19 protein-coding genes are annotated in these 20,927 nt (G+C 51.6%); 8 read left to right on the top strand and 11 right to left on the bottom strand.

Annotated features, from left to right (window positions below; genetic code table 11):
- Positions 1 to 10: 10 nt before the first annotated feature.
- On the bottom strand, positions 11 to 913 hold the full coding sequence (locus ABV298_RS29105; protein ID WP_353719638.1) for a helix-turn-helix transcriptional regulator: 903 nt from the start codon (positions 911 to 913) through the stop codon (positions 11 to 13).
- A 209-nt stretch (positions 914 to 1,122) separates the two neighbouring features.
- Here ABV298_RS29105 and ABV298_RS29100 point away from each other — a divergent pair, with 209 nt between their 5' ends.
- Complete coding sequence (locus ABV298_RS29100; protein WP_353719637.1) at positions 1,123 to 2,097, top strand: methyltransferase domain-containing protein; 975 nt, start codon at positions 1,123 to 1,125, stop codon at positions 2,095 to 2,097.
- A gap of 89 nt (positions 2,098 to 2,186) precedes the next feature.
- Here ABV298_RS29100 and ABV298_RS29095 read toward each other — a convergent pair whose 3' ends face one another.
- A complete protein-coding gene (locus ABV298_RS29095) occupies positions 2,187 to 2,843 on the bottom strand; it encodes a metal-dependent hydrolase (protein ID WP_353719636.1) in 657 nt (218 codons plus the stop codon).
- 75 nt (positions 2,844 to 2,918) lie between these two features.
- A complete protein-coding gene (locus ABV298_RS29090) occupies positions 2,919 to 3,488 on the bottom strand; it encodes a Crp/Fnr family transcriptional regulator (protein ID WP_353719635.1) in 570 nt (189 codons plus the stop codon).
- A 255-nt stretch (positions 3,489 to 3,743) separates the two neighbouring features.
- Here ABV298_RS29090 and ABV298_RS29085 point away from each other — a divergent pair, with 255 nt between their 5' ends.
- From ABV298_RS29085 to ABV298_RS29055, 7 genes are all read left to right on the top strand, one after another.
- On the top strand, positions 3,744 to 6,155 hold the full coding sequence (locus tag ABV298_RS29085) for an ABC transporter permease (RefSeq protein ID WP_353723269.1): 2,412 nt from the start codon (positions 3,744 to 3,746) through the stop codon (positions 6,153 to 6,155).
- Positions 6,156 to 6,268: 113 nt separating this feature from the next.
- Entirely contained in the window at positions 6,269 to 7,309 is a 1,041-nt protein-coding gene (locus tag ABV298_RS29080; protein ID WP_353719634.1) for a hypothetical protein, read from the top strand.
- Positions 7,310 to 7,456: 147 nt separating this feature from the next.
- Positions 7,457 to 7,939 carry a PA2169 family four-helix-bundle protein gene (locus ABV298_RS29075; protein WP_353719633.1) on the top strand — a complete coding sequence of 161 codons (483 nt, stop codon included), beginning with the start codon at positions 7,457 to 7,459 and terminating at the stop codon, positions 7,937 to 7,939.
- A gap of 173 nt (positions 7,940 to 8,112) precedes the next feature.
- Entirely contained in the window at positions 8,113 to 8,637 is a 525-nt protein-coding gene (locus ABV298_RS29070; RefSeq protein WP_353723268.1) for an RNA polymerase sigma factor, read from the top strand.
- Complete coding sequence (locus ABV298_RS29065) at positions 8,624 to 9,463, top strand: HEAT repeat domain-containing protein (RefSeq protein ID WP_353719632.1); 840 nt, start codon at positions 8,624 to 8,626, stop codon at positions 9,461 to 9,463. The genes ABV298_RS29070 and ABV298_RS29065 overlap by 14 nt, the downstream gene beginning before the upstream one ends.
- Before the next feature lie 20 nt (positions 9,464 to 9,483).
- Positions 9,484 to 10,347 (top strand): hypothetical protein, encoded by an 864-nt coding sequence (locus tag ABV298_RS29060; RefSeq protein WP_353719631.1) that lies wholly within the window; start codon positions 9,484 to 9,486, stop codon positions 10,345 to 10,347.
- Between the two features lie 4 nt (positions 10,348 to 10,351).
- Positions 10,352 to 11,182, top strand: coding sequence for a DUF4097 family beta strand repeat-containing protein (locus tag ABV298_RS29055; RefSeq protein WP_353719630.1), 831 nt, complete (start codon positions 10,352 to 10,354; stop codon positions 11,180 to 11,182).
- Positions 11,183 to 11,272: 90 nt separating this feature from the next.
- On the opposite strand, the gene ABV298_RS29050 is transcribed toward ABV298_RS29055, so the two are convergent.
- The 8 genes from ABV298_RS29050 to ABV298_RS29015 form a co-directional block, all read right to left on the bottom strand.
- Positions 11,273 to 11,707, bottom strand: coding sequence for a MarR family transcriptional regulator (locus tag ABV298_RS29050; RefSeq protein ID WP_353719629.1), 435 nt, complete (start codon positions 11,705 to 11,707; stop codon positions 11,273 to 11,275).
- Positions 11,708 to 11,940: 233 nt separating this feature from the next.
- Positions 11,941 to 13,689, bottom strand: coding sequence for a chloride channel protein (locus tag ABV298_RS29045; protein ID WP_353719628.1), 1,749 nt, complete (start codon positions 13,687 to 13,689; stop codon positions 11,941 to 11,943).
- 281 nt (positions 13,690 to 13,970) lie between these two features.
- Positions 13,971 to 14,738 (bottom strand): hypothetical protein, encoded by a 768-nt coding sequence (locus ABV298_RS29040; RefSeq protein ID WP_353719627.1) that lies wholly within the window; start codon positions 14,736 to 14,738, stop codon positions 13,971 to 13,973.
- A 183-nt stretch (positions 14,739 to 14,921) separates the two neighbouring features.
- Positions 14,922 to 18,242, bottom strand: coding sequence for a UvrD-helicase domain-containing protein (locus tag ABV298_RS29035; RefSeq protein WP_353719626.1), 3,321 nt, complete (start codon positions 18,240 to 18,242; stop codon positions 14,922 to 14,924).
- Positions 18,243 to 18,344: 102 nt separating this feature from the next.
- The gene (locus ABV298_RS29030; RefSeq protein ID WP_353719625.1) at positions 18,345 to 18,866 is read right to left on the bottom strand and encodes a hypothetical protein; all 522 of its coding nucleotides are present in this window, start codon (positions 18,864 to 18,866) and stop codon (positions 18,345 to 18,347) included.
- A 47-nt stretch (positions 18,867 to 18,913) separates the two neighbouring features.
- Positions 18,914 to 19,987 (bottom strand): histidinol-phosphate transaminase, encoded by a 1,074-nt coding sequence (gene hisC, locus ABV298_RS29025; RefSeq protein ID WP_353719624.1) that lies wholly within the window; start codon positions 19,985 to 19,987, stop codon positions 18,914 to 18,916.
- Positions 19,988 to 20,023: 36 nt separating this feature from the next.
- Positions 20,024 to 20,476: an RES family NAD+ phosphorylase gene (locus ABV298_RS29020; RefSeq protein ID WP_353719623.1), complete on the bottom strand. Its 453-nt coding sequence runs from the start codon at positions 20,474 to 20,476 to the stop codon at positions 20,024 to 20,026.
- The gene (locus ABV298_RS29015) at positions 20,476 to 20,904 is read right to left on the bottom strand and encodes an antitoxin Xre/MbcA/ParS toxin-binding domain-containing protein (protein ID WP_353719622.1); all 429 of its coding nucleotides are present in this window, start codon (positions 20,902 to 20,904) and stop codon (positions 20,476 to 20,478) included. Before ABV298_RS29015 ends, ABV298_RS29020 begins: the two co-directional genes overlap by 1 nt.
- Positions 20,905 to 20,927: the final 23 nt, after the last annotated feature.

Below are 20,927 nucleotides of genomic sequence, written 5' to 3'. Positions count from 1 at the left end.
CTTGCAAAATTCAAACAATCCGGAATGAAGTGGGAGTCTGACTGGTCTGTTTTTTGAAAAAGTTGTTGAAATGCGAAGGCTCCTCAAAGCCCAGGCAATAGCTGATTTCGGAGATATTCCAGTTCGTGTGCCGCAAAAGAGCCTTCGCTTCGGAAGTAATGCGCTCTGCAATATGCCTCGTGGTGGTTTTCCCGGTCGTTTCCCGGATCGCCCGGTTCAGGTGGTTCACATGCACCGACAGTTGCTGCGCGAAATCGTTTGCGGACCGTAGCGTAAAGCGCTGCGACGGCGATTCGATCGGAAACTGGCGTTCGAGCAGTTCCGTAAATACTGCTGTAATGCGTGAATTCGCATTCGGGTGCTGGTACAGTGCCTCGCTGGGTTCCATTTTCAGGGCATAATGCACCAGCTCGGTTACATAGCTTCGCAGCAAATCATATTTATAGGGATAGTCGGAGGCGATTTCTTCCAGCATCTTGTCAAAAATCCGGCTCACATACGCGTCCTGGGCGTCGTTAAGGAGGTAAGACGGCTTCCCCCCAATCGCGAACATCGGCAGGTCCGCGACATTTCCCCTGAGTTTTTCAGAAAAAAAACCCTCCTTGAAAATGCAGAAATAGCCCGTAATGGTATCACAGGCCGCTTCCCAGGTATATGGGACGAGCGGGTTGAAGAACATCAGGGAAGTACCGTCCAGTTCGAGGCTTTTATCGGCATAATGGTACACGTTTTTACCACGGATCAGCACGATCTTGTAAAAATCGCGGCGACTGTACCGGGCTTGTACGGGATTGGTGACGTAGTTCTCCCCCATCGAGAACACATTGAAATGCCCGATATCCTGTTGCAGGTTATCGGGTAGCCAATTGAACTTGTATTGGTAAAATTCTTCCAGTGTTTCCGGCTTTTCCATGCCGCTAAGTTACGAAAATCAAATAGGATTTAAAATCTCAGCGGGCAACGAGTCGTCTGCGAAGGCTTTCGCCGGGCAGTTGACGAACGATTAAATCGCATTTCGCCGATTTGTAAAACAGTACTTTTAGCTAAATTTAGATTTTTGAATTAAATACCATACCTGAAACCGATCACACACCACATCCATTTTCACACATATTTCCTTCAATGAAATCCTTCAGTCCACTGCTTACCGAGCATATCGAAAACGGCACACTAGCTTGTCCTTTATGTTTGTCTACATTAAAAATCGTTGATGAAAGCATTTATTGCACCAATGCATCCTGCTCGCATTCGACCAGCGAAATTCCACTGATACAGAAGAAGATACCGATACTCGTCAATTTCGAAGAAACCATTCTGAGCAAAGAATCGCTGCTTGCCACAGGCGGCGAAAGCCTTATTCCCCGGAGCGGCAACAAGTACGACGCCATTAAAAAGATATTCTGGGGAGGCGACGGCAAGACAAGGAGGAACCTGGCAAAATTCCTCGAAAGCGTTCCCAAATATCCGGGCAAAAAATCGACCGTGCTGATTATCGGCGGAGGCGCAATCGGGAACGGCGCCGGGGGAATGTATGATGCAAAGGACATTAATGTGCTTTCGTTTGACATTTACGCCTCATCCAACACCGATTTTATCGCCGACGGTCACTCCCTGCCTATTACTGACAACAGCATCGACGGCATCTGGATTCAGGCGGTACTCGAACACGTCATGTACCCGCAACGGGTGGTCGCGGAAATCCACCGGGTACTCAAACCCGGCGGTGTAGTGTATGCGGAAACGCCTTTTCAACAGCACGTGCACGAAGGCCCGTACGACTTTACCCGTTTCACCGAGAGCGGACACCGCCTGCTTTTCAAGGATTTCAAATTGCTCGATTCGGGATTCCTGACGGGCATCGGTACGGTGCTGCTCTGGAACGTGCGGTACGCGGCCTGGGGCCTTACCCGAAGTAAAAAAGCCGCGATCGTCATCGCGATGGCCTTCGGGTGGATCAGGCTTTTCGATCACCTCGTGCCGGATTCGTTTAATGTAGATACGGCGAGCGGCGTATATTTTCTCGGGCGGAAAGATCCCGGCCACAAGTTCAGCGACAAGGATATTATTGCGCATTATAAAGGGTTTCAGCGGAAATAGCCACTAAGGGTCGACCACCGAATGAGGTCGGTGATCGGCCCTTGAATATTTGCATTGCTAATCGCTTCCTTGCCGAGTGCTTCAAAATCTCATTTCCATGTCCTGTTCTGATCAGTTAGATAAGCCAGCCCCAGCACAATTACCTGCAACACCACGAACGAACCAAGCAAAGCGGGGATCGAATCCTCCGGTGGCGGTCCGAACATGTTGAAAATCTCGGCGATAACGAAGAAAACGATCAGCGAGAACAGGCCCCATTTGCCCTTGCCATTAATGGCGCGGGTGTTTTGGATGTAAACCCAGACACCTGCAATGAAGATTACGCTTTCCGTTAAAATGGTCAGCGGCAACGAGTTCCACAAGCCCAATCCAACTTTTTCGTCGCCGAATGGCGTCAGCGGAAGGTCCGGAATATGAACGACGAGGTCGAGGAACCAGTGGCTCAGCACTGCCAGGCCCACAACGACCGCGCTACGCAGGTCTTTTTGGAATAACCAATAAACACCGCCACAAATAAGCCCCCACACGACGCCCATCACAAGGCTGTGCGTGTAGGGGTAATGCAGGAATTCGAAATGCGTAACCTGCGTAAAGCCGGGATGAATCTTCACTTTTTCTATATCTAGCAAAAGCAGGACCGGCCAGAGAATATCTACAAATTCGACAGCGACAAAGAGCGTCAGGAGCGAAACTTTGGGAGCGGCCTTCTTCGCCCCGAATGCTAAACCGTAATGACCTAGAAACATAGTATAAATAGTTGATTAATGACCTTGCAAAGGTATTCGGGCCCTTTCCGAACGCACTTGACCTAGATCAAGAAATCAACTGAGCTGCTTCCGGCGGATGCGGCTGATCGTCTCGGGCGTCATTCCCAGCATGGAGGCGATGTATTGCAGGGGTACTTGTGCAAAAATGTCGCGATGGCTTTCGAAAAGCAGGTTGTAGCGCTGCTCGGCCGTCATGGAAAGAAAGGAAAATACGCGGTCTTCGAGCGTCGTGAAACAGTGCGCAATGAAGAGCTTTTCGGTGACGGGCCACCTGGGAATGTATTCGCCCAGGCGGTCGTAATCGTGCTTGGCAATGGTATAAATGGCCGTATCGGCAAGCGCCTGGATATTCCAGCGGGCAGGCTTCTCGAAAACCAGGCTCGCGAGATCGGTCACAAAATAGCCTTTTGTGCATATCCATTGCGTTACCTCCCTGTCTTCCAAATCCACGTAAATCCGCAGCAAACCCGATTTGATGAAACTCAGCTTGTTACAAAGTTTACCGGTTTTGAGATAGTAATCGCCCTTTTTCACAATTTCGGGCCTGAAAAAGGAGGCGACCCTGACCAGGTCCGCCTGATCGAAATCGAAATAGGTTTGCAGGTAATGTTCAAGGTCTGTCATATCGCGCCTGGTCGGCTGCAAATGTAGTAAACATCTGCTGTCGGGCATGGTCGTAATCGTACAAAAGTGTTCGAATGCGAACGGGCATCCGGCTCCCGGCTTTTACAATATTCTCTGAAACAAGCAATTACCGTTTTGGCATATATTTTATACAATGTACTATGTAATACAAGTTACCGTCTGTTAGCCATGAAAATTTATTTTGGAAAGTAATCCCAGTCAGCACCATTCCCATGCTAAAAGAACTATTTTAAAATCGCCTGGCGCAACCTTGTCCGTAACCGGGTTTTTTCTGCCATCAATATCTCGGGACTGGCTATTGGCCTGGCTTCGTGTATGTTGATCAGCCTGTACGTGATCGACGAGCTCAGTTTCGACCGGTTCCATGAAAAATCCGGCCGCATCTTCCGTGCGACATTCAAGGGTACCATGCAGGGCGGCGTCATCAACGAGTCGCACGCCATGCCACCTACCGCCGCGGCGCTGAAAGCCGATTACCCCGAGGTGCTTGAAGCGACCCGGCTTCGGCAGGGAGGCCGGCCGCTTGTTCTGCTCAACGGCAAGATTTACAATGACGAAAAACTCGCGTTCGTAGACTCCAACTTCTTCTCGGTGTTCACGCTGCCGTTCATCCAGGGTAATTCCAGAAATGCCCTCCTTGAACCCAATACCATTGTCCTGTCGGAAACGACCGCCCGGAAATACTTTGGAAAAACCGACGTTCTGGGCAGGATCGTCACTTTTAAAGACTGGAAACAAACCTATCGCGTAACCGGCGTCATGAAGGATATTCCCTCTAATTCCCACTTCCGGTTCGATCTGCTGGGCTCCATGGCAACGCTCGCCGAGGCGAAATCGACCTCCTGGATGACCTCGGAGTTCTTTACCTACCTGGTACTGCCGGAAGGCTACGACTACAAAAAGCTGGAAGCAAAATTGCCCGCGACCGTCGACAAATACATCAGCCCGCAGCTGAAACAATCGATGGGCGTAACCATGGCCGAATTCCGCCAGCAAGGCAACAATCTCGAACTCCGCCTGCAACCCCTGACCGATATTCACCTGCATTCGGATTTCCAATACGACCTCGACGCGAACGGCGACATTACCTATGTCTACATTTTCGGCGCGGTGGCCCTGATGATGCTTCTTATCGCCTGCATCAATTTCATGAACCTCTCCACCGCCGGCTCCTCCAAGCGGGCACGCGAAGTAGGCGTGCGCAAGGTAATGGGTTCCGAAAAGTCGGAGCTTGTGTGGCAATTTCTGATGGAATCCACTTTGCTGACGTCGCTCGCGCTGGTCCTGGCTATTCTGCTCGCCGCCATGGCCTTGCCGCTGTTCAACGGGTTGTCGGGTAAAAACCTGTCGCTGCGATGGGATGCCGTTCCCGGGCTTATCCCCTCTCTTATCGGCTTCGGATTGTTTGTAGGCATATTTGCGGGTAGCTACCCTGCCTTTTTCCTGTCGTCGTTCAAACCGATCGCGGTATTAAAAGGAGGCGCGTCGGTGATCAAACTTTCGTCGGGCCGAAGCATCAGCCTGCGAAGCGGTCTCGTTGTATTTCAATTCATTATGTCCATTGTCCTGATCGTCGGCACCACGGTGGTTTACCGGCAGTTGCAGTTTATCCGCAACAAAAAGCTCGGCTATAACAAAGACCAGGTGGTTGTGATACCTTCTTGGGCATTAGGCAAAAATACCGAAACGTTCCGCCAGGCCCTGATGCAGGATTCCCGGGTCGAGCGGGTAAGTCTGTCGGGTTATGTGCCCGCGGGACCCTCGGACAACAACAATTTCACCGTAAACCCGGACGGCCAAGCAGACCGGATCGTGAAAACGCTCCGTTATGAGATCGATTACGACTATATCCCCACATTGGGCATGGAAATGGCCCGCGGGCGTAACTTTTCAAAGGAATACGGAACCGATTCATCCGGCATTATCATCAACGAAACCGCGGTCAGACATTTTGGCTGGACGCCCGGCAGTGCATTGGACAGGATCATCACCCGCAACGATAACGCGGGAAAAAAGACGACATACCGGGTGATCGGTGTAGTTAAAGATTTCCATTTCAGGTCGATGCACGAGCAGATCGGCCCGCTCGTGATGACGCTGAGCAACGGCTGGGGCTGGATGATGGTAAAAACGCGCGGCGCCGAAGTTTCCGGACTGCTCGCTTCGATGAAGCGAAACTGGGATAGCTTTCATCCGGATATGCGGTTCAGCTATACGTTTCTCGACGAACGCTTCAACGAAACTTACAAAGCCGAGCAAAAGACCGGACAAATCCTGGGCACATTTGCGGGGCTGACCATTTTCGTAGCGTGCCTGGGGCTTTTCGGGCTCGCCACCTTTACCGCCGAGCAGCGGACCAAGGAAATCGGGGTGCGGAAGGTTCTCGGGGCATCGGTAGCCGGTATCATCGCATTGCTTTCGCGGGATTTTATGAAACTGGTGCTGATCGCATTGATGATTGCTACGCCCGCCGGATGGTGGCTGATGGACCGCTGGTTGCAGGAATTTGCCTATAAGATCGATCTCACCTGGTGGATATTCGCATTGGCGGGCGCGGTGGCGGTACTGGTCGCGCTGATCACGATATCGTATCAATCCGTGAGGGCGGCTTTGATGAACCCCGTCCAATCGCTTCGCTCGGAATAACCGGCAGATCAAAATAAACGTTTGATCCGGAATTAGTTATTACATTCAAACCCGGGTTGTATGCGAACGGCATCCGGCCCGGGTTTTCGCTTTGTATTCAACCGAATTGCCATATGGAACCTACGATCCGCATCAAAATTACCCGCCATAGCCACGTTTTTCAGCCCGGCAATATCGTCGAAGTACGAAGGCGCATTCTCGAAAGGTCCGAAAGCCGGCGGGAAGCGGGGTATTTTATTCCCGACATCGGCGATGGCACTCCGGGCATTATCCCCCTGGACGCCGCGGAACCGCTTACCGAAACGCCTGTAACCGAAAAGGCCTATTACGGCAAATGCGTGCTGACGAACGTTTCCAATTTTTGGGGGGATGGCGCGGAACAGGCTGGCGAAGGTCAGGCTGGCAGTGTCAACCCCGAAAAAGTGCGGATTATCCATTACGCCGATTGCCAGCAACTCATGTTTCACATGCCTCGATACGCATGGGACGCAGGTACATTCCGGCTGATCAATGCCTGCTCACGGGAAGTGATCGAGGAAAAGCCCGTGCGCGAGCGCCTCAACGGAGGCACCATGATTTTAACCAACACCCTACCCTATCCCCCGGGCTTTTATACGATTGAAGCCGGCTGGCCCGATCACTGGACGCACCGCATTCAATTTATCAAATTCACGGAAGGCTTTCCCAAAACACCTTATCCGAAAGCCCCGGCCAACATTTTTCACGCAATCCGGAATGAAGAGCTGCACTTGCTGCCGCTGCCCGAAGAGAAACCGTACCCGGGATTCAGCGAGAACGGTATCAGGACCCCCTTGTATCCACCCGGCCCCGAGCCTGATATATATGCTTCGCCCGCATGCAGCCTGCACATGATGTACGACCCCGACGACCAGCGAATGCTGGACTACAACGACGTCGAAAGGGACTCCGGAATTGATGTCGGGAAATTTAAGAAGGAGATTATGAGCCGATTTTTCCCGAAACTGGAATACACACAGAATGGCCGTGGCGGTAGTATCTACTATGTGGAAGGTGCTGTCAAAATTCAGTTTGGATGGGAGTTTGGCGGGGGGCAATGCCGTGGTTATTCTTTTTATGCCGGAAACAAAATATTGGGAAGCACAAACCGGGACACCTCTTTCCCGCCGCGATGAAATTCTCCGGTTCCTTTGCGAACAGGTGATCCGCGACCAGGCCCCCGGCTGCAAATACAAAATTTACGACAACTCTATCAGCATTCTGCGGTAAACCTCTGGAATGGTTATTGATGCCAGTGCCGCATCATCAAAACTACGACCACAATGGCACAGAATTCAGAAACCATCGAAATCCTGAACGACCTGGTCCTGATCAATAACGACCGGATCGCCGGATATGAAAAAGCCGAAGCTGAAACCAATGAGCTCGAAAATGATTTGAGGGCTATGTTTCACAAACTGGCCGACGAGAGCCGCAACAATGTACTCGACCTGAAATCACACGTCACACGCCTCGGTGGCGAGCCCGCGACGGGCACTATGCTTTCGGGCAAATTGTACCGTATCTGGATGGACATCCGTGCGACGTTCACCTCGGACAACCGCCGCGCCGTCCTCGAAAACGCCGAAAGCGGCGAAGATGCAGCGAAAAAAACTTACGAGGAAGCATTGCAGTCCGGAGACCTTCCCGCCGACATCCGGCAACTGATCCTGAGCCAGTACACCGCCATCCAGGCGGCGCACGACACGATCAGGACCGAACGCGACCGGCAGCGGGATGTTTCCAGATATCCGCTTACGACGTAGCACAGCCCCGAAAGGGGCTTTTTTATTGATCAGGCGGAAACAGCGCCGGACTTCGGAAAATATTTTCAACTTTTTTCTAAATTCCTGTAACCTTTCCCGATCCCGCAGGTTACCACATCAAAATCACGAAAACAAAAAGCGCAGCCTTGAATACCCTGACCGACAACTCGCTGATGCTCCGGGTGAAAACCGGGGACCTGGATAAAATGGGCTTGCTCTTCGAGCGGTACAACAGGCCGCTGTTCGGATTTTTCTACCACATGACGCACAAGGCCGATCTCAGCGAGGACCTTGTTCAGAATGTGTTTTACAGAATGCTTAAATACCGGCACACGTTTACCGGCGAAGGGGAATTCAGGACATGGATGTACCATCTCGCCAGAAATGTCCTGAACGATTCCGTTAAGCAAAACAGGTCGTTCACCTTCTACGACGTAAACGAGGTGGCCGACCGGATCGAAGGCGGGATATCGGCCGACGAAGGCCTGGAAAGGCAGCAGGACTATGACTTTCTGCACGAGGCAATGGGCGCATTGAGTCCCGAGTACCGCGAAGTGCTTATTTTAAGTCGTTTCCAGGAAATGAAGTACGACGAAATAGCCAAGGTGCTGAACATTAACGAGGGAACCGTAAAAGTGCGGGTGCACAGGGCATTGGGGGAATTAAAGAAAAGATTTTTTACAAATGAAAGAAGATAAGCAAATGAGCTGCGAATATACCAAAGGCAAACTGACCGAGTGGCTGAACAACAGCCTCGAAAGGAATGAGCAAATGGAGGTCAACCGCCACCTGGCCGGGTGCCCAAGCTGCGAGGAAGTGTTTGCTGCCGACAGGCAGATCTGGGACAGTATGGCGAAAATCAGGGTCCCGGAACCAACGGAGGCCATGCGCGCCAACTTCTACGCCATGCTCGACGAGTTCAAAGAAGCCGAAAAGACGGCGGCAAGGTTTTCGTTCCAAAGCATGATGGATAGCATCCGGGAGTTTGTATTGCCACAATGGACGGTGCAAGTGGCGTTCAGCCTGCTCCTGGTAGGCCTCGGCTGGGTAATCGGCAACCGTACCAGCCGTAGCAGGGTCGACGCGAATGCGTACCGGCAGCGGATCGAAACGCTGGCGGCGCAGGTCCGGGACATGAAAAGCACGATGATGCTCTCGCTTCTCGAAAACCCTTCGGCCACCGAGCGGCTCCGGGCGGTGAGCTATACAAGCGAGATCAAGCATGCCGACGACCGCATTCTGGCGGCGCTGTTTACCACGCTGAACAACGACCCCAACGTGAATGTGCGGCTGGTAACACTCGAGGCGCTCACGCAGTATGCGGACGATGCATCCGTGCGCGAGGGATTGGTGAAATCGCTCGCTTTGCAGGACTCGCCTATGGTACAGGTGGCGCTGGCCGACGTAATGGTGAAATTGCAGGAAAAACGCTCGGTTAAGGCGCTGAAAACGCTGCTGCAAAAAGAAGACCTGAACGACCTCGTGAAAGTCAAAATCGAACAGACAATCAAAGACCTTTCATAAACCTAAATCAACTATTAGCCATGAAATATCTTGCAATCCCCCTGCTGGCGGGAGCAGTGCTCTGCTGTACCCAGGCTCCGGCGCAAAAGCTCGAACACAAGGAGCATGTCAGCAAGGAATTTACCGTCGCCGGCCAGGCATCGAAGAATGTGCTCGCGATTTATAACATCAACGGATTCATCAATGTCGAGGGCTACAACGGTGACAAAGTCGTGCTGGAAATCGATAAGAAGATCACCGCAAAGACACAGGATGTGCTCGACCAGGGCAAACAGGAATTCAAACTGGAAATCGAACAGGGCGCCGACAGCATTATCGCCTACATTTCCCATCCGTTCGATTCGCGCCCTAACCGCGACCGGCGCAACTGGGATGGTCCCCGGGTCCAGTATAATTTCGAGCTGAATTTCACAGTAAAAGTCCCCTACGCGCTCAACCTGCACGTTTCGACTGTCAACGGCGGAGATATCAACGTGAACGACGTCACAGGCTCGCTGGGTATAAACAATGTGAACGGGGCGATCAGTGTCGTGAACGCCAGGGGGCCGGCTCATATGCGTACGATCAACGGCAATGTCGAAGCCAATTACTTAGCCGTGCCACCGGGGGAATCAGATTTTAAAACGCTCAACGGCGATATTAAAATCACCTACCCGGCCGCGCTGTCCGTTGACTGCCGGTTCAAAACATTCAACGGCGACTTTTATACCGACTTCCCCAATGTCGAAAACCTTCCGGTGAGGGTCGTTAAAAACGCGGAAAATCATGAAAACAAAACTGTTTACAAGCTTAATACGGAAACATTCATACGGGTCGGCAGCGGCGGGCCCACCTACAAGTTCGAAACTTTCAATGGCAATATCTATCTCAAAAAACAATCATAGCAAAATGAAAACCCCGCGCATCATAGCCCTCGCAGCGTTCGCAGTATTCACGACATTTTCGGCACCGCTGCTTGCACAGGGCGACTTGAAGGAACAACTCACTATCCCGCTCAGCGACCCTGCCAAGCCGGGCACGCTGAAAGTGCATCTCATCCGCGGCTCCATCCGCGTGACAGGGTACAGCGGCAACCAGGTGGTGATAGACGCCAGCACCAAACAGTCCGATAAACCCGAAAAACCCAGGGAAAACGCCGAAGGTATGCGGCGCATTTCCAAAAACGGCGGACTGGATATTTCGGCCACCGAGGAAAACAATGTGGTAAATGTGAGCTCGAAACTTTTCAATTCGCACATGGAATTGAACATCAAAGTGCCCGCGAAGTTCTCGCTGAATGTCGGGACGATCAACGAAGGCGACGTTTGGGTGGAAAACGTGGACGGTGTGCTGGAAATAACAAACGTCAACGGCGACATCAGACTGACGAACATTTCGGGTTCTGCGGTTGCAAATACAGTGAACGGCCTGCTGAAAGCGAACTTCAAAACCATTGATCCCAAATCGCCGATGGCTTTCTCGACCCTTAACGGAAACGTGGACGTAACGCTTCCGCCGACTGCCAAGTTCGATCTCAAACTGAAATCCGACCAGGGCGACATTTACAGCGATTTCGACGTGGATATCGACAAATCGGTACCGCAAGCTACGCGGACAGCCAAAGACGGCATGTACAAAGTCAGCATCGACGACTGGGTGAAAGGCAAAGTCAACGGCGGCGGCAGTGAGATCATGATGAAGAATATGAACGGAAATATTTACGTCAGGAAGGCGAAATAACACTTCCCGGACCTAACCTTACGCCTCTGGCAGATCGTCTGTCAGAGGCGTTTTTTATGTGGATATACGAATATCCATAGCATATTCCCGCTATTCGATCGTCGCGCCCAGTTCAACGAGCATTTTTTGCAGATCTTCGATCTTTTTGGTTTTCACCGAAGCCATAATCTGCGCGGTGGCTGCTTCGGCGGTGGCCGTCGCTTCAAGGTAAATCTTCTTGCCCGCATTGGCCAGTTTCACGTACGATACCCGCGCGTCGCGGCTATTCGCTTCTCTTTTTACGTAGCCCAGCTTTTCGAGAGGCGACAGCATACGGGTAATCCCGGAGGCCGTAAGCCCCACTTTTTCCGCCAGATCGGTACGCCGCAATTTCTCGTCCTGCGCATTCGCCAGGTGGTGTAAAATCATGAATTCATTCAGGCTAATGCCGTGGCTCCCGAGCTTCGCGTCAAAGCGTTTCGCCATCATTGTCTGGATGATTGTCAGGTTTAAAAACAGTTTCAGTTCCTGAGAAATGGTTGACATAAACTTGTAATATATTTGAATTATAGTTGATATATACTTGACCATTCAAGTATTTTGCAAATATATAATGAACTTAATCAACTGAAAAACAAAAAATTGATAAAATGTAATTAACAAGATAAATCAGGGATGATAAACACCTGGATATCCGATAGATGCTCAACCATCTGCGTATCTTTCGCGCCACATGGCGACGTAGCATTGAAACGAGATACAACCGCGATAACCTTGCGCTACCCCGAATGCGAGCGGAGCAATTGGCGATAGCTGTTCAAAACGGCGGATTTCGATATGAAGCCGACAAACTCGCCATCGACCTTCACGACAGGAAGGTTCCATGCGCCCGTCTCGTCGAATTTTTTGACAATCGTAAGTACGTTATCGAACTCGTTGATCATAACGGCGGCCGGCCTGGCCAGGTTGGAAATGCTCAGGGCATCGTAGCCGTCGGGCGTGAAAAGCAGCGGACGGATATCGTCCATGGAAATGATGCCGGCAAATTTATTCCCTTCTTCAAGCACAGCTATCATATTGCGCTTCCCGGTGCGTACAAGCTCGGCCAGCTCCTCCCTCGACGCGCCCGCACCGACCACCTGGACGTCCTTGTCGATCAGGTCCGGAATGTGGAGCAGCGACAGCAGATTGCGGTCGTGCTCGCGGGTAAAAATCTTGCCTTGTTTTGCAAGGTTTTCCAGATCAGGCGAAACCGACGAGAACCATTTCGCTATGGAGAAAGAAATGACCGAAACCATCATCAGCGGAATGAACAGATCGTAACCGTAAGTCGATTCGGCAATCAGGAAAATGGCCGTCAGCGGCGCGTAAAGCACGCCGCTCATTACCCCCGCCATACCGACGATCACCAGGTTGCTTTCGGGCACATTGGAGATGCCCAGCTTCTCGCATACGAGCGCGAACGCATAGCCTACGAGCCCGCCCGCGAAGAGCGAGGGCGCGAAGTTTCCGCCGTTTCCACCACTGAAAATCGTAATCGACGCAGAGAATGCTTTGAGAAGGCAAATCACAACCACGAACACGATCACCACCCATTCGTGATAGCCGATGAAGCGGAAAAAGCTATTGGCTATAACCTCCTGGATCTGCCCGTTTGTAATGGCCTTGATAGTGTCGTAACCCTCGCCGAAAAGCGGCGGATACAGTACGCAAAGCACCGAAAGGATAGCTCCGCCTATTGCCGCTTTTTGCAGGCGCCCGAATTTAAGATCATGAAACCAATGATCGACGTACTTCGCGATCAGCACATAATAGCGGCCATAAAGCCCGCATAGAATGCCCAGCACCAGGTAAAAAGGAATGTTGTGGTAATCGAAAGCGGTACGGCTGCTGAAATGGAACAGCACCGATTCTTTCAGCAATACCTTGGATGTGAGGCTACCGCACACCGCCGCCACTACCAGCGGAAGAAAATCCGAAAATACCACGCCCGTGAGCAGGATTTCGAAAGCGAACATCATGCCGGCGATCGGTGCATTGAATGCCGAGGCAATACCGGCCGTAGCTCCCGCGGCGAGCAGCAACGTCCTTTCACGGTAATCGAGCTTGTAGGTCTGAGCGAAATTGGAGCCGATTGCCGCGCCGGTTACGGCAATCGGGCTTTCCAGCCCCGCCGAACCGCCCAGCCCCACGGTAATGGCGCTCTGGACAATCTGCGAATACATTTTGACAGAGGAAACGACACTGGAATTTTGAGCGATCTCATACAAAATCGCCGCAATGCCCTTCCTGTCCTGGCCCTTGAAAACAAACAGCACGACAAGCGTGGTCAGTACGATACCCAAAAAGGGGAAAAGCAGGTAAAAAAGCACCTGTCGTTCGAAATGCACCTTGTACGTGATGATGTAATGAATGTAATGTACCAACGATTTCAGCACCACCCCCGCAAGCCCGCAGGTGATACCGACCAGGACCCCGGAAAGGATCAGGAACTGATTGCGGTTCAGCACGCTTTTGAGCCAGAACAAGACAATCTCGTAACTTCTCGCTTTTTTGGAAGCTGTAACGGGTGAAGTTCTTTCTGAACCGGATAAAATGATGGAATCGCTTAATGTTGTTTCTGTTCACAATCGAAGGCGGCTTGCATTCAAGCCTAAAAATAACGTTCCCAAAACCGTTCATAACACCGAAAATACATCCGATTTGATTGTTAAAATATTTAACAGTGATCAATTTGTTAATTTACAATGCATTAAAAAAAGCCCGCTGCATTATTGCAACGGGCTGTCGATTTCCGGAAAAGGCCGGCTCAGTTAGCTCTCGCCAGCTGTACTTCCAGCCGAATATCCACGTTGCGGTCGTTCCCGTTATAACGCGAGTTATAGCCACCGGTACCGATGCCGACTCCCATACCGCCCCCCATTCCGATACCGCCGCCAAGACCGATACCGATGCGCGGGCTGAAACCGGAGTTGGAAGAGGATTGTCCGTCGACTTTGATACTCATTCCCATCATGGATGTTTCGCGGGCATTAACGTTCATCAGCGCGAACGGAATCGCGATTTGTTCTGTCAGTTCACCGTCGCGGTCCATCGCGATATGCGACTTGATGCTGCCATCCGGCCGTACGAGGTCGATCAGATGCTGGCCGTCACGGTCCTTCCAAAGGGCCTCCTTGTTGTAGGAATCGAGCAGCAATCCAAGGCCCAGGCTGTTTGGCAAATCGGTTTCCACACGGCGTAATGCTTTACGGTCTTCTTTCATCACAACCGGAAAAGTAAGCGAGTAACCTTCCTTCTTCTGGCCTGCGGGACTGAATGCGATTTTAAGACCATTGCTGAGAATGTTCTGGATAGTGTTCGGGTCCTTCGTTTTCAGCGTGATGTAAACGTACTGGTCGTCGTTGATGATTCCGTATCTGAGTCGCGACCGTTGGTCCTGCTGGTCCGGTTTAATTTCGTCCACATAGGAGAACGGCGCATTCCATTTCGATTCATAAGGCATCGTTTTCGAAGAACTGCAACCGCCGAGGGCTATTAACAGCAGTAATGACCAACTGTTTCTGATTGTTTTCATTTGTTTTTTATCAATTAGAATTACTCTTTACAACGAAATCCCGCAATTAATCATTACGAAAAATTGCTGCAAATCGTTGCGCTTTCTGACCAGGGACACGGCCCGGGGTATTAAGGTTGAAAGCAGCAGGTCTATTTTCAAATACAGGCTTCCTGTCGAACGGGTTCGAAGGGCCCGATATTCCTATTGCTCAACCCATTCTACCAGCTCCTCTTCGAGCGTTATCAGCACTCCCCGCGATGTTTTCCCGCTGTCGGCGAACATACGCATCAACTTTTTCAAATGCCTCCGCGGCTCGGCGGCGTTGTTGCCACCGACGAACGCCATGAAGATATACTCTCCGCCGGGCCGCTGAACGACCCTGTCTATATGCAACATCTTGCCGCCCGGCACCAGCAATTCCTTGTTAACCTGGATATGGTTTTCGTCCTGATAGAGCACTTGCAGCGAAGGCTCCTTCAAAAGCGAGCGCGTGAGGCTTTCAATCTCCCGGGTCTCTTTCCGGGTAAAAATACCTTCACCGACCAGTTTCTCCAATGCTTCGGGAAGGGCCGACACGGTTTTCAGTCTGGTAAGCAAATACCGCATTTTTTGCAGCCTGTCGTGACGCGGCTCGAAGGTCTGCACGTCGAAAATGCGGTCGGCCATGCGGCGGAGGCGCAGCGATTCGGTGCGATCGTTGCTTAATATGTTTTTCAAAACAAATGGGCTCGTACCGGCGCTTACGTGCGCATGCCGGGGCGCGCCCGACGCTTCCGAGATCACATACTTTGAAATCGCCTCGTCCCAGGCCGGTACAAAGCCTTCCTGGCCCAGGTAATCGCGCAGCCAGTGGTTGATCTGCTGCCCCGACTCCCAACGACGTTCACGTTTTGCGAGCACGTACAGGCGCTGCACCGGCCGGGTGAACGCGACGTACAGCAAATTCAGGTTTTCGATCAGCGTACGCATCCGTTCGTCGCGGTATTGCGCTCCCACCACGGTATTTTCGAGTTCTTTCACTACCGAAACCATCGAACTCCGGAGTTTGGCATGGGGATAATCCGGCCTGCCTTGCAGCCTGATCTCTTCGTACCCGACCGGGTCCAGATCCACCCAAAGCCTATCGAGACGCGCATTGGGAGTGACCTTCCAATGCGCATAGGGAATGATTACCACGGGATATTCCAGGCCTTTCGATTTGTGAATGGTGGTAATGCGAATGGCGTCGGTTCCTTCCGGCACCGTGATCGAGAATTTATATCTGGCCGATTCCCAATAGTTCAAAAAATCGCCGAGGTGATTGCTTTTCCGGTTACCAAATTCCAGCACCACATCCAGGAAGCGGAAAAGGTATTCGCTTTCGAGGTTTTTCCCGAAAAGACCGAATTGCTGCATCAGTAACTCGGTTAGCTCAAAAACCGAAACCTGCCGCATTTTGAACGACGTGAGGCCGATATCCCATTTCCGGAAATATTCCAGAAAACTATCCAGCCCACGCTCTTCGCAAAGCACCCTGATTTCTTCGTACTCGTGCGGCGCGGGGTTCTGCCGGCGTATTACCTGGTGAAACAAATAGGCCGCCTCGTACCGCGCCAGCCGGTGATCGGAGCTGTGCAGCACTTTCATGAACGAAACAACAAAATGCACCGAACGCGAATACGCCAGCGACAATGCATCGTCGGAAATGAGCGGAAAGCCCGCCTCCTTCATCGCATTTGCGAGTGCGGTAGCTTCTTTTTTCCTGCGGCAGAGAATGGCAATGTCGCGCCAGTTGTAGCCCTCCGCACGCAGGCCGTTTACGAGTTCGAGCGCACGGCGGGTAATCGCGTCGGCCGACGACTCCTCCGATTCCTCGCCTTCCTCGTTCATTTCAAGGAATTCGATTTCCACATGTCCGCCTTCATGCACGCCCTCGGGTATTTCCTGGCTGAAATGCTCGTCGTAAACCTCCCGGATCAACGGGTATTCGTCACCCAGCGAAGCCGCTACGAAGCCGAAAAAGCGGTTATTGAATTCGGTAACCTCCCGGAAGCTGCGCCGGTTGGTTTTGAGATGGTTGATATGCAAATAGTTATCCAATGCAAACAACCGTTCGTCGTTAAAAGGGCTATTGCCCAGAATGCTGCCCAGCCGCATTACCTGATTCTGTGCCAGGTGCAATATCAGATCCATATCCCCGCCCCGAAACCGGTAAATCGACTGCTTTGCATCGCCCACGATCAGATTGAAATACCCGCCCGACAGCGCATTCTCGATCAGCGGCAGCAGGTTCGCGAACTGCAACTTGGAAGTGTCCTGGAACTCGTCGACCAGAATGTGGTTATACTTTTCCCCCAACCTTTCAAAAATGAACGGCACCGGCTCGCGCGCGACGATATCCACGATCTTCCGGTTGAAATCCGAAATATGGACCTGGTTGTTCTGTTGCAGCAATGCATCGAACTCCTTCCGGATCTCGCCCAGCAGCGACAGGTTGTAAATATGCCTGTCGAGCTGGTTGTAAAGCGTAATCTTCTCGGTTTCCGCCGAACGTATGTTTTCTATCTGGTGAAAATAGTTTTCCAGATCCGTGCGGAGGCGCTCTATTTCGTCGCGAATGGGTGCGGGCGTTTTGGCACCGTACCAGACGCCTTCGCCGATAGTTTTGTAAACGTAGGAATTAGGCTCCATCCAGAGCTTTTTGCCCTCGGCACGATCACGGAAATAGCCGTAAATGCCCCTGCCGCTCTGGTGGAAGTCTTTTTCACCTAAATAGGTGGATTGGATCAGGTCGAATGCATTCTTCGCGTCCTTGGTCATCATTTCCTCTCGCCCGCGTACAAAGTCGCGCATTTGCCTGCGCACCGCGATCCAGTCTTCCATTTTCAGGTCTTCGACGCGTTTCATCTGCATGTAACTCTGCTCGCTGAGCAAAGTCGCCGCCGTGTCGCGGATCTGCATGGGCAATGCGCCCCAGTTTTTGCCTTCTTCGGCATTCTCGCGGTAATATTTCTCGACAATGTCCGTCAGCACCTCCTCGCCCTCCTGCCCGATCCTCGCCAGCAGGCGGTCCACGGCATCGTCGAGCAAATCGGCGTCTAGCTGTGTTTCAAACACAAACGGAATGCCTAGTTCGTCGGTAAAACTGCTGATCAGCCGCTGTGTGAACTTGTCGATCGTCATAACCGAAAAGTCGGAATAGCGGTGCAGTATCTGCCCGAAAACCATTTGTGCACGTGCGGCGATCAATTGGCAGGCCCCTGCGAAAAGTTCGGCATTATGTCCGGTATCCGGGTACATTTCGATCACCACGTCGCGCATCATCGGATGCGGGCGCGGGTCCGTGTCGCTATATGCCGAGAATGTCCGCAACATCAGCAGAATGCGGTCCTTCATTTCGTTGGCAGCCGCATTGGTAAAGGTCACGGCCAGAATATGCCTGAAGTACAATTCCGAATTGGAATGAAGTGCCAGTTTGAGGTATTCTTTTGTGAGGGTATAAGTTTTCCCCGAGCCTGCCGATGAACTGTATACTTTAAACACTTTGCGCTGATAAGTTGGTGAAGCGAATCGAAACTGCGGATCAAATTAAGCAAAAAAGCAGGCTTGCGCCTGCTTCTCGTATACTTTTAAAGGAAGTGTTGCTTAAAGATTAAAGCGAATACCCGCCGAGATATTGGGGCTCAGGAAGAAAGGCTTTCTCAACAGCTCCACATACGTTCCCCCTTCCAGGAACACCGAAATACGGTTATCGGGTATGTAATATTCAAAACCGCCCAACGCCGAACCGCCCAGGGTAAGATTCTTTTCATATTGACCATTCAGGCGTTTCGGGTACGAGCGGCGGTTGTTAATCTGCCCGCCGATGCCGTAATACACGTGTACGGCTTCCGAGTTGAATAATGGCGTATGCCACAAATAATGCATTTGGAGCGAAATACCGGTGTTTTTGTAAATCCCGTTATCGCCCCGATACTTGCGGTCGTTGCTGAGGATGCCACCGTAAGTACCGATGGTCACGTCGATAGCGTGGATGTTGTTGAAATACTTCCGGATGTTGACGCCGGTGGGCTCACCAAGTTTGAAACCTACGGCCCAGTTGTCGTATTGAGCATGCGCCATTCCGAAGCAAAGTGCGCAAATAATAGTTAAGGCTAATTTCTTCATAATTTAAGTAAATCGGGGGAAATGTTCCTGGAACGCTGAAACAGCGGTTACACAATAACGCTATGAGAGCGGAATTTCTTTAATGATTCGATCAAAACTTCGTTTTCTTCTTTCGTTCCGACCGTGATCCGCAGGCATCCTTCGCACAGGTGTACACGTGAGCGGTCACGCACGATGATGGTCTCGCTGATCAGGTAGTCCATCACCTTTCGGGCATCTTCGAACTGCACGAGCAGGAAGTTGGCATCCGTGGGGTGAATTTTAACCACAATAGGCAAGCTTTGCAGCATGCCTGCCAATGCCTCGCGCTGTTCGAGAATATCGGCTACCATTTTGTCTTTTTTCCCGACGCCGTCCAGGCCTTCCAGCAACGCCTGCTGTGCCGGCAAACTGATATTGTAAGGCGGTTTGATCTTGTTCAGAATGCGGATCAGCTCGGGTGAAGCAAAACACATACCTACGCGGATGCCCGCCAGGCCCCAGGCTTTGGAGAATGTCTGCAATACCACCAGGTTAGGGTATTGGTCCAAATGCCGTATCCAGGAAGGCTCGCTGGTAAAATCGATGTACGCTTCATCCACAACCACCAGTCCGCTGAAATTTTCCAGAATGGTTTGAATGGCGTCGCGCTGCATGACATTACCCGTCGGGTTATTCGGCGAGCATATCCAGATGATCTTCGTCGAAGGTGTTACCGCATTCAGAACAGCCTGTGTGTCGATATGATAGTCGTTCGTAAGTGACACCTTATCGATTTTTACATCGTGGATCGATGCGCTTACCTCGTACATGCCATAAGTTGGCGGCAGGATGATCACACGGTCGTGCCCGGGCGTACACGTAGCGCGCGTGAGCAGGTCGATCGGCTCGTCGCTGCCGTTCCCAAGAAAAATACGATCGGGGCTCACCTGCTTGATCGGCCCCAGCTTTTGTTTGATTTCGGCCTGGTAAGGATCGGGGTAGCGGTTATAACGCTCGCCTGTCACCGAGCCGTAGGGGTTTTCGTTCGCATCCAGGAATATCCCTGCATGACCGGTGTATTCGTCCCTTGCGGAGGAATACGGGGCCAACGTGAGGATGTGCGGGCGGAGAAGTTTGTTGAGGTCGAAACTATTGTTCATACTAACGTAAATTACGGCGGTTGCCGTGTGTGGGTTCTAAATCTTTTTAAAGAGCCTTTTATCGAAATTGAGTGGCTCTATATCGGTGATCCTGAGCGAAACAACGTCGGGATGCATCGGGTTGACCAGGTAGTTCTGCTCCGCCTTCACCACCACCGAGGGCACTTTCAGCAAAAGACTGTTCCCGGCTTTCAGCCAGGCGTCGCCCGTATTTTTGCTCCATTGCTGGTCTTCCGGCCAGTCGGGGATCAGGCTCGGCTCGGTAACGGTCGCCAGATCATCGGGTAATTCCAGGCAAACGATCACGTAATTCGGGGGCGTCACTGTTTTATGCCAGTGTACGAGCACTTCCAGCATAGCCAGCGAGCGGTGCGAGGAGGTATAAAGCATGGCATTTCTCGGGGAATTCCATCTTCCTCCGTTGTAGAAAGCCCCTATTCCACTCAAATCTTCCTGATATTCCGATCGTGTTATCCTGAAAAGCTCCATTAAGCGAAAATACCGTGTTCCATGCGCCCCAATTCGGTTTTAACCAGCTCTATACCCGCATGGGTCCGTAAAAAGCTGATCGGTTTCTCACTACCCAGCGCAGGTACCTCGTTGTTCAGCCAATCGAGGAAATACTCTTTACCCAAAACCCTGTTCCCTACCGAGAACAAGTCAGCCAGGGCGATCAGATGATCAGAAACTACATTGCTGAGCAGGTCGATGTCATTGTATCGCTGCAAGTTCCTTGAAGTAACAGGCAACAGCGCTATCACATCTTTGATATCCATCCCGATTGAATCAGCCAGGTGCTGGATAGAGGCTTTCGGAACGCCGTTTTCGGCCAGGTAAGCCAGGTCGAAGTCATTCTTTACAGCATGTTTGAGGATTCCGTAGCCTCCCAAACGTTCGTTTACCATGTATGCTGTCATTTCCATGTAATTTTAAGGCCGTT

Origin of the sequence: Dyadobacter sp. 676, from assembly GCF_040448675.1 — a bacterium.
Lineage (GTDB): Bacteria > Bacteroidota > Bacteroidia > Cytophagales > Spirosomataceae > Dyadobacter.
The sequence above is the reverse complement of the archived record's forward strand: the minus strand, read 5'-3'. Positions and strand labels throughout refer to the sequence as shown.

Bases quoted from the DNA above. Each gene is read 5' to 3' on its own strand.
- ABV298_RS29105 (WP_353719638.1), bottom strand. From the start codon at position 913: ATGGAAAAGCCGGAAACACTGGAAGAATTTTACCAATACAAGTTCAAT.
- ABV298_RS29100 (WP_353719637.1), top strand. From the start codon at position 1,123: ATGAAATCCTTCAGTCCACTGCTTACCGAGCATATCGAAAACGGCACA.
- ABV298_RS29095 (WP_353719636.1), bottom strand. From the start codon at position 2,843: ATGTTTCTAGGTCATTACGGTTTAGCATTCGGGGCGAAGAAGGCCGCT.
- ABV298_RS29090 (WP_353719635.1), bottom strand. From the start codon at position 3,488: ATGACAGACCTTGAACATTACCTGCAAACCTATTTCGATTTCGATCAG.
- ABV298_RS29080 (WP_353719634.1), top strand. From the start codon at position 6,269: ATGGAACCTACGATCCGCATCAAAATTACCCGCCATAGCCACGTTTTT.
- ABV298_RS29075 (WP_353719633.1), top strand. From the start codon at position 7,457: ATGGCACAGAATTCAGAAACCATCGAAATCCTGAACGACCTGGTCCTG.
- ABV298_RS29070 (WP_353723268.1), top strand. From the start codon at position 8,113: ATGCTCCGGGTGAAAACCGGGGACCTGGATAAAATGGGCTTGCTCTTC.
- ABV298_RS29065 (WP_353719632.1), top strand. From the start codon at position 8,624: ATGAAAGAAGATAAGCAAATGAGCTGCGAATATACCAAAGGCAAACTG.
- ABV298_RS29060 (WP_353719631.1), top strand. From the start codon at position 9,484: ATGAAATATCTTGCAATCCCCCTGCTGGCGGGAGCAGTGCTCTGCTGT.
- ABV298_RS29055 (WP_353719630.1), top strand. From the start codon at position 10,352: ATGAAAACCCCGCGCATCATAGCCCTCGCAGCGTTCGCAGTATTCACG.
- ABV298_RS29050 (WP_353719629.1), bottom strand. From the start codon at position 11,707: ATGTCAACCATTTCTCAGGAACTGAAACTGTTTTTAAACCTGACAATC.
- ABV298_RS29040 (WP_353719627.1), bottom strand. From the start codon at position 14,738: ATGAAAACAATCAGAAACAGTTGGTCATTACTGCTGTTAATAGCCCTC.
- ABV298_RS29030 (WP_353719625.1), bottom strand. From the start codon at position 18,866: ATGAAGAAATTAGCCTTAACTATTATTTGCGCACTTTGCTTCGGAATG.
- hisC (WP_353719624.1), bottom strand. From the start codon at position 19,987: ATGAACAATAGTTTCGACCTCAACAAACTTCTCCGCCCGCACATCCTC.
- ABV298_RS29020 (WP_353719623.1), bottom strand. From the start codon at position 20,476: ATGGAGCTTTTCAGGATAACACGATCGGAATATCAGGAAGATTTGAGT.
- ABV298_RS29015 (WP_353719622.1), bottom strand. From the start codon at position 20,904: ATGACAGCATACATGGTAAACGAACGTTTGGGAGGCTACGGAATCCTC.